The sequence below is a fragment of the Streptomyces sp. NPDC059256 genome (genome assembly GCF_042753785.1).
Classification (GTDB): domain Bacteria; phylum Actinomycetota; class Actinomycetes; order Streptomycetales; family Streptomycetaceae; genus Streptomyces.
Window position 1 is genome coordinate 435,095 of the sequence record NZ_JBHYZO010000004.1, and the last position, 7,121, is coordinate 442,215.

General features: G+C 69.3%; 5 protein-coding genes and 1 riboswitch. All 5 genes read left to right on the forward strand.

Annotated features, from left to right (window positions below; genetic code table 11):
• Positions 1–77 precede the first annotated feature (77 nt).
• The 5 genes from ACFXJL_RS13385 (at position 78) to eno (ending at position 6,940) form a co-directional block, all read left to right on the forward strand.
• Positions 78–1,052, forward strand: a complete 975-nt coding sequence (locus tag ACFXJL_RS13385) for a nucleoside triphosphate pyrophosphohydrolase (protein ID WP_384691937.1) — start codon at positions 78–80, stop codon at positions 1,050–1,052.
• Positions 1,053–1,507: 455 nt separating this feature from the next.
• A complete protein-coding gene (locus ACFXJL_RS13390; protein WP_358877338.1) occupies positions 1,508–2,725 on the forward strand; it encodes a cytochrome P450 in 1,218 nt (405 codons plus the stop codon).
• A gap of 112 nt (positions 2,726–2,837) precedes the next feature.
• Positions 2,838–3,812 (forward strand): transglycosylase family protein, encoded by a 975-nt coding sequence (locus tag ACFXJL_RS13395; RefSeq protein ID WP_384691940.1) that lies wholly within the window; start codon positions 2,838–2,840, stop codon positions 3,810–3,812.
• Between the two features lie 265 nt (positions 3,813–4,077).
• Positions 4,078–4,251: riboswitch (cyclic di-AMP (ydaO/yuaA leader) on the forward strand.
• 4 nt (positions 4,252–4,255) lie between these two features.
• Positions 4,256–4,954, forward strand: a complete 699-nt coding sequence (locus ACFXJL_RS13400) for a transglycosylase family protein (protein ID WP_358877313.1) — start codon at positions 4,256–4,258, stop codon at positions 4,952–4,954.
• Positions 4,955–5,653: 699 nt separating this feature from the next.
• A complete protein-coding gene (gene eno, locus ACFXJL_RS13405) occupies positions 5,654–6,940 on the forward strand; it encodes a phosphopyruvate hydratase (protein ID WP_358877314.1) in 1,287 nt (428 codons plus the stop codon).
• Positions 6,941–7,121: the final 181 nt, after the last annotated feature.

Here is a 7,121-nt window from a genome sequence, read left to right on the forward strand (position 1 = left end):
TGCGTACCGTTGGGTCTGCGTATCGTTGGACCGGCCTGGTCGGTGGGAGTGTCACCGACCCGGGGTAGGTTCGAGGGGTGACCACTGAACCCTCCGCCACCGGCCGCGTCGTCCTGCTGACCGCGAGCCACCGTGTGGCGCCCGGCCTGCTGTCCTGGCCCGCCTGGCACACCCTGCGGACCGCGGACCGTGTGCTGTGTGCGGACGGCGCGCATCCGCAGCTGCCCTATCTGCGCGAGGCAGGTGTCGCGGTGGAGATCGCCGCGCCTTCCGCGCGGGAAGTGGTCGACGCCTGCGCGGGTGGCGCATCCGTCGTGGTGCTGGCATCCGGTGAGGGCGAGTCCGCCCTGACTGACGGCCTCGCGCGGATCGCAGGATCGGGCCGGGAGTCGATGCCTGATCTGGAGCTGCTGCCCGGCTCCTACGACCTCCCCGGTGCCCGGCTGCTCGACCTGGTGCAGGTGATGGACCGCATTCGTGCCGAGTGCCCCTGGTCCTCGACCCGGACTCACCAGGGGCTCGCCAAGTACGGCATCGAGGAGGCGTACGAACTCGTCGAGGCCATCGAGGACGGCGACCGCGATGAACTGCGCGAAGAGCTGGGGGACGTTCTCCTCCAGGTCGTCTTCCACGCCCGCATCGCCCAGGAGGACGGCGAAGAGCCCTTCTCCATCGACGACGTCGCCGCGACCATCGTGGACAAGCTGATCCACCGCCACCCCCATGTCTTCGGCGACGCCAGTGCCGAGACCCCTGAGGACGTCAAGGCGCACTGGCTGCGGACGAAGGCGACGGAGAAGCAGCGCACGTCGATCACCGAAGGCGTGCCCCTCGGACAGCCGGGGTTGGCGCTCGCCGCGAAGCTCGTGTCCCGGGTGCGGACGGCAGGGCTCCAGGTGTCCGTGCCCCAGGGCGAGGGCATCGGATACGAGCTGCTCGCCCTGACCGTTGAGGCGGAGGCTGCGGGCGTCGACCCCGAGTCCGCCCTGCGCGCGGCTGCCCGTGTCTATCGGGACGCGATCCGCGAGGCGGAGCAGACCGCACAGCAGTAGCGCAGGACAGCAGCGGCGGCGGAAGACAGAGCAGGAGTAAGTACAGAGCAGGAGTAAGTACAGAGCGACAGCGCGGGGGACATTTCAGTACCGAGCAGTGGCGCGGGTGCGGGGTGTCGGGCGGCGCATCGGTGCGGACCGTGCTCAGTTCGGTCGGGTGGGGCGGATAACGTCGAGGGGTGAGTGACACCCCCGTGCCCGGCCCGCCGCCCCATCCCGCCGCCCGTTCTTCCGATGCCTCCGATCGCCCCTCGGGCACCGCCCGTGATGGCTCAGATCCGGACACTTTTTCCGACCAGGCGGCGAGGGCTCTGACCTCACGTCCGGGTTGTCCGGTTTCGGGCTCCTCCGTTTCACCGTCCGCGGCGACCGACGCTCCCCGCCATGGCGCCGACGCCGACGCCGACGCCGACACTGACACCGACGCGACCCCGGACGCTCCCACCGCGCCCGAGCTGTTCACCTGGGAGTTCGCCACCGACCCCTACCCCGCCTACGCCTGGCTGCGCGACCACGCGCCCGTTCATCGGACCCGACTGCCCAGCGGTGTGGAGGCATGGTTGGTGACCCGCTACGGCGATGCCCGACAGGCACTGGCGGACACCCGACTCTCCAAGAACCCCGCCCACCACGATGAGCCCGCACATGCAAAGGGGAAGACGGGCATCCCGGGCGAGCGCAAGGCCGAGCTGATGACCCATCTGCTCAACATCGACCCACCGGACCACACCCGACTGCGCCGGCTGGTGGCCAAGGCGTTCACTCCGCGCAGGGTCGCGGCCTTCGCCCCCCGCGTTCAGGAGCTGACGGACCGCCTGATCGACTCCTTCGCGGAGAAAGGGGAGGCAGACCTCATTCACGACTTCGCCTTCCCGCTGCCGATCTATGCGATCTGCGATCTGCTCGGGGTCCCCGCCGAGGACCAGGACGACTTCCGTGACTGGGCCGGCATGATGATCCGGCACGGCGGCGGGCCGCGCGGCGGGGTCGCCCGATCGGTCAAGAAGATGCGGACCTATCTGGCCGAGCTGATCCATCGCAAGCGCGAAGATCCTGGCGACGATCTGATCTCGGGCCTCATCCGGGCCAGCGACCACGGCGAGCACCTCTCCGAGAACGAAGCCGCGGCGATGGCCTTCATCCTGCTGTTCGCCGGGTTCGAGACGACGGTCAACCTCATCGGCAACGGCGTCTACGCCCTGCTGCGCCACCCCGAGCAACGTGAGCGCCTCCAGACGTCCCTTGCCGCGGGCGAAACCGGGCTGTTGGAAACCGGAGTTGAGGAGCTCCTGCGATACGACGGACCCGTGGAACTCGCCACCTGGCGATTTGCCACCGAGTCACTTGAGATCGGTGGCAAGCGGATTGGCGCGGGCGACCCCGTGTTGGTGGTGCTCGCGGCGGCTGACCGGGACCCGGAGCGGTTCGCGGAGCCGAACGTCCTCGATCTTTCCCGACGTGACAATCAGCACCTCGGATACGGCCACGGCATCCACTACTGCCTCGGTGCACCGCTCGCTCGACTTGAGGGCCAGACCGCGATCGCCACACTGCTGCGCAGGCTGCCCGATCTGCAACTCGCCGTGGATTCGTCAGATTTGCGCTGGCGTGGGGGTCTCATCATGCGTGGGCTGCGAACCCTTCCCGTTCAGTTCACATCCCGAAACATCTGACGAGCCATCAAAAACGTGACATTGACGTAATCTCAGCTGCATCGACTTGTGACAGACGTTCGAGTGCGGCTACGTTCTGCGCGTCCTCAGCAGTCTCGCGAAAGGCAACCGCATGCTCTCCGGGAATGGTCGACATCGCCGACCCCGTCAGGCTCCTGCACTCGTCGTCGCCGCCGGGGTGACGGGATCCGCCATCGCGATCCCGCTCCTCGGCGCGACCTCTGCGTCGGCAGTCGAAGCCACCGCGTGGGACAAGGTCGCGGAGTGTGAGACCGGGGGCCTGTGGAGCGCGGACACCGGCAACGGCTTCTACGGCGGTCTCCAGATGTCACAGGAGACCTGGAAGGCGTTCGGCGGGACGGAGTACGCCTCCCGTGCGGACCTCGCCACCCCCGCGCAGCAGAAGGCCATCGCGGAGAAGGTCGTCGACTCCGAGGGCATTCGGCCCTGGAGGGCGTGCGCGACCCTCGCCGGGGTCGAGGTGGCCCTCGACCCCACCGAGGCCGCCACCGCTCCGGCGAAGCCCGCAGGGGAGCCGAAGCCCTCGGCGGAGCCCACGGAGATCCCGAAGCCGTCCGCTTCGACCGGCACCACTCCCGCCAAGACCCCGGCGAAGACTCCGGCCCCGGCGAAGGGCACCCCGAGCGGTTCCGGGAAGGCGTCGCCGCAGTCCAGCCCGGCGCAGCCGGCCGGCGCCACGGGCAAGCACCGAGGCGAGGCATCGGCGGAGTCCAAGCCCGCCGCTTCCGCCACCGGTGAATCGACGGGCTCGGCCGCGCCGACCGAGCCGGTCGGCGACGCCGCGACGCCGCGGGAGACCGACAGCGCCCATCCCTCCCGGGGCGAGGGCGCCCGCTCGGAGCTCGGCACCACGGACGTGGGCGCCACGACCCCCGAGCAGCCCGGCACGGCCAGTGCCTCTCCCGGCTCGTACACCGTGCAGGCCGGCGACAACCTCTGGGCCATCGCCGAGAAGAACGAGCTGCCCGGTGGCTGGACCGCGCTCTACGAGGCCAACAAGGAGACGGTCGGCGACGAGCCCGATCTCATCCACCCTGGTCAGAGCCTCGATCTCGCCGCAAAGTAGCGGTTGTTAGTCATTGTTTGTCCCATTTTGACGAAGTGAGACAAGCGTCTCTTTGCTGTAATTCGCTCACCCGGCCCGCCGGAATCCTGCGTTCCGCGGCTGACCTGCGGAAATGCAAACCGTGTCCTTGGTGAGATGGGCGATTTCTCCCCGATGTTCGACTTTGAACATCGGGGAGAGTCATGCCTACGGTCTGAACCGCTCGCCACCGCGGGCACCGTCGACCGTCACGCCGAATCCTGCCGTCGGTCGGGGGGAGAACTCGTCGCTCAGAGCGCCGAAGGCAGGAGCGGGGGACCCAAGGTAAGTGCCGGTGAAGGCCGTTGGAGACGACGGTGGGAACCGGCTAGGGGTGAAGCCGTGCGCAAGGACGCACGGCCGGGCAACTCACTAGGCCCGAACCCGACAGCTCACCTCGTAGGCGTCGGTGAGGAGAAGACTCCATGCTGTTTTCCAGCAAGGCGAAGCACCGCCGCCCCAGCAAGGCCAGCCGACTCATGGCGCTCGCCGGTGTCACCGGTGTCGCCGTCGCCGCCCCGCTGATGGGCGCCACATCCGCCAGCGCCGCCACCGCTTCCGAGTGGGACAAGGTCGCCCAGTGCGAGTCCGGCGGCAACTGGTCCATCAACACCGGCAACGGCTACTACGGCGGCCTCCAGTTCTCCGCCTCCACCTGGGCGGCGTTCGGCGGCACGAAGTACGCCTCCACCGCCGACAAGGCGTCCAAGTCCCAGCAGATCGAGATCGCCGAGAAGGTCCTCGACGGCCAGGGCAAGGGCGCATGGCCGTCCTGTGGCGTCGGCCTGTCCAACGCTCCGTACGGTGGCGGCGCGGCCGAGGCCCCGCAGCCCAAGGCCGAGCCCAAGAAGCAGGCGCCCAAGGCCGAGCCCAAGCAGGAGCAGGCCCAGCCGCAGCGCGGCGAGGTCCCCACCACCCGCTCCGAGCGCGCCGAGGCTCCCGCCAAGGCCAAGGGCTTCCAGAAGGGCGACGGCGAGTACCAGGTCAAGGCCGGCGACACCCTGAGCAAGATCGCGGACGCCGAGCAGGTCGAAGGCGGCTGGGAGAAGCTCTACGAGCTCAACAAGGACGTCATCAGCGACGCCGACGTCATCTACGTGGGCCAGCAGCTCCACCTGAGCTGAGCCCCGACGGGAACGGGAGCGCCCTGAGCTGACTTCCGGTCGGGCCGATCGTCGACCGAGCCCCCACGAGGTCGTACGGACCGACCGAAGCCCCTTCGGGCCACCCGCGCCTTGTGCTCGGACCACTTCGGTGGAGCCCCGAGCACGAGGGCCCGGGTCCCGCGCCGATCCATCTCCCCCCGGGATCGGCACCGGACCTGACGCCCGCCCCGGCAGTTCGCCGGGTGTCGTAGGGCCGGCCGCCTTCTCCTGGCCGATCGCCCCCACACCCTGCGCCCCCGGTCGAGCCGCCCCTCGGCCCTTCCCCCGGGGCCCGAACGACCCCGGGTCGGTGCACTTCCCCCCAAGTGCGCCGGCCCGGGGTTCTCCATATCCCTCGTCATCCCTCGTCCCTCTCCATGCCGGCACCCGGTCGGGCCGCTCATACGGGACCCCAGGCCCAGCGCTGTAAAGAGGCCCAGCAGTTCATGGCGGCCGAGCAGTTCCCAGGCCCCCGCGCACGATCGTGTGGACGGTGGTCGTGCTCCACCCGGTCCGTGCGTCCGCCGCCGGCCGCGCTACCTGACGGTAGCCCTGCCTATCAGGCCCCTTTTTCGTCCCAGGGGGCGGGCATCCGACGAACGGCACCCGCACGGCGGTTAGGCTCATGCCGCAAGGCCAAAGAGACCCTGCACCCCACGCGTCACATCCCAGAAGGAGATGCTCGTGCCGTCCATCGACGTCGTCGTAGCCCGGGAAATCCTGGACTCCCGAGGCAACCCCACCGTCGAGGTCGAGGTTGGCCTCGACGACGGCAGCACGGGTCGTGCTGCCGTTCCGTCCGGCGCCTCCACCGGCGCGTTCGAGGCTCTTGAGCTTCGCGACGGCGACCAGAACCGCTACCTGGGCAAGGGCGTCGAAAAGGCCGTCCTCGCCGTCATCGAGCAGATCGGCCCCGAGCTGGTCGGGTACGACGCCACCGAGCAGCGCCTGATCGACCAGGCGATGTTCGACCTCGACGCCACCCCCGACAAGTCCTCGCTCGGCGCCAACGCCATCCTCGGCGTGTCCCTGGCCGTGGCCCACGCCGCGTCCGAAGCGTCCGACCTGCCGCTCTTCCGCTACCTTGGCGGCCCGAACGCGCACCTGCTGCCCGTTCCGATGATGAACATCCTGAACGGCGGCTCGCACGCCGACTCCAACGTGGACATTCAGGAGTTCATGATCGCCCCGATCGGTGCGGAGTCCTTCTCGGAGGCGCTGCGCTGGGGCACCGAGGTGTACCACACGCTCAAGAAGGTCCTGAAGCAGAAGGGCCTGTCCACCGGTCTGGGCGACGAGGGCGGTTTCGCGCCGAACCTCGACTCCAACCGCGCCGCCCTCGACCTCATCCTTGAGGCCGTCAAGGAGGCCGGCTACGCGCCCGGCAAGGACATCGCGCTCGCGCTCGACGTCGCCGCGTCCGAGTTCTACAAGGACGGCAAGTACGAGTTCGAGGGCAAGTCCCGCTCGGCCGCCGAGATGACCGAGTACTACGAGGAGCTCGTCGCCTCCTACCCGCTGGTCTCCATCGAGGACCCGCTGTTCGAGGACGACTGGGCGGGCTGGAAGGTCCTCACCGAGAAGCTCGGCTCCAAGGTGCAGATCGTCGGCGACGACCTGTTCGTCACCAACCCGGAGCGGCTGTCCCGCGGCATCGACGAGGCCGCCGCGAACGCCCTCCTCGTGAAGGTGAACCAGATCGGTTCGCTGACCGAGACCCTGGACGCCGTGGAGCTCGCCCAGCGCAACGGCTTCAAGTGCATGATGTCCCACCGCTCCGGTGAGACCGAGGACGTGACCATCGCCGACCTGGCCGTCGCCACCAACTGCGGCCAGATCAAGACCGGCGCCCCGGCCCGTTCCGAGCGCGTCGCCAAGTACAACCAGCTGCTGCGCATCGAGGAGATCCTCGACGACGCCGCGGTGTACGCCGGACGCAGCGCGTTCCCCCGCTTCAAGGACTGAGTGCCCTCGGCGACCTCAGCCCCGCCGCACGGGCTGAGGCACGCTGAGGCGTCCTCGGTCGCGGGGCGCGGCCGGGTCGGCCGCTGCCCCCCCAGTCACCCTACGTCCCCCGCCACCGTCCCCTACCGTGTCCGGGGTCGTTGGCACAAGGCGGGCCCAACGGCCCCCGGCCGCAAAACAC

What these genes read in the sequence shown, in the direction of transcription:
- ACFXJL_RS13395 (WP_384691940.1), top strand. Translation starts at nt 2,838, where the DNA reads ATGCTCTCCGGGAATGGTCGACATCGCCGACCCCGTCAGGCTCCTGCA.
- ACFXJL_RS13400 (WP_358877313.1), top strand. Translation starts at nt 4,256, where the DNA reads ATGCTGTTTTCCAGCAAGGCGAAGCACCGCCGCCCCAGCAAGGCCAGC.
- eno (WP_358877314.1), top strand. Translation starts at nt 5,654, where the DNA reads ATGCTCGTGCCGTCCATCGACGTCGTCGTAGCCCGGGAAATCCTGGAC.